At 66.0% G+C, this 1,294-nt stretch carries 1 pseudogene; it reads right to left on the bottom strand.

The window, feature by feature from the left end:
* Window positions 1–161 precede the first annotated feature (161 nt).
* A pseudogene (locus ACFU99_RS43950) lies at window positions 162–1,165 on the bottom strand (IS5 family transposase).
* Window positions 1,166–1,294 lie beyond the last annotated feature (129 nt).

The following is a 1,294-nucleotide window of genomic DNA, read 5'->3' as shown; positions in this document are numbered from 1 at the left end:
CCCCCACCCGTCGACCACATCCTCAACTGGTCAACCTGGCGCCGCAGACGCCAGCACCAAGCCCGCATCAGCCACTACAAACGACGCGGACACAGTCCCTGAAACTGACCACCAGTCACGGCAAAGACCGTTGCAGTACTAGGGCGCGTATTGGGTTGTGATCAGGAGGTGGTCTGCGTGAGGTCTCTGATCCAGATCATCGAGGCACGTAAGTGGAGGCTGGCCAGGTAGCTTTCCGGAGTCTTGTCGTACCGTGTGGCGATGCCTCGCCATGCCTTCAGTTTGTTGATCAGCCGCTCGACGGTGTTCCGTTCCTTGTAGAGGTCGGTGTCGTGGCTGACGGGCCTGCCGCCCCTGCTGCCTTTCTTCGCCCGGTTGGCCGCCTGGTCCCTCTTCTCCGGGATGACCACCTTGATGCCGCGTTTACGCAGGTGGGCGCGGTTGCCGCGGGACGAATACGCTTTGTACCCGGCTACCGCGTCGGGTCGGGTCCGAGGCCGGCCTGCAGGTCCCCGGACCCGGATCTTCCTCAGCACGGGGATGAACTGCGGACTGTCCGCGGCCTGTCCCGCGGTCAGGACGAACGCCAATGGCCGGCACTTGCGGTCGGCGGCGAGGTGGACCTTGCTGGTCAGACCGCCCCTCGAGCGTCCGAGCAGGGCGGCTTTCAGCCGGACCCTGCAACGCCGCCGGACGCGCCGCCGTTCTTCTCGGGCCGGCCCGTCTCCGGTGTCCTGCCCGACTTGTTCCTCCGGGGCGCCCCCTTTTGCCGGGCCTTCTCCTCCTCGGCGGCGGCCTTCTCCAGGGCGGCAAGCGTGTCGGCGTCGAGGTGCATTCCGGCAGCGTCGTGATGGGCCCTGGCTGCGGTGGAGTCCACGCTGACCAGGGACAAGTCCACCTCACCACGCTTCGCGGCTTCCGCGATCAGACCCTCGAGGAGGGCCTCGAAGACGCCGGCGTCCCGCCACTGCCGGAAGCGGTTGTGCACGGTCGACCAAGCACCGAACTCCTGCGGCATCTCCCGCCACTGCCCCGCCGTCTTGAATCGCCAGATCACACCCTCGAACTGCTGCCGCAACCGCCCGGGATACGGGCCGTACTCGCCGATCGGCAGGTACGGCTCGATGAACTCCCACTCCACGTCTGTCAGTTGCGCTCGCGTCATGCGAAAAGAACTACCGGATCAGACCCCGCCACGAAGCCGAACCCGGCAGATTGATCACAACCCAATACGCGCCCTAGTACTCCCACCGCTCGGCGTTTGCCCAGGCCAAGCCACGAAGTACTGCTGGAG

This window comes from Streptomyces sp. NPDC057654, assembly GCF_042800135.1.
GTDB lineage: Bacteria > Actinomycetota > Actinomycetes > Streptomycetales > Streptomycetaceae > Streptomyces.
The sequence above is the reverse complement of the archived record's forward strand: the minus strand, read 5'-3'. Positions and strand labels throughout refer to the sequence as shown.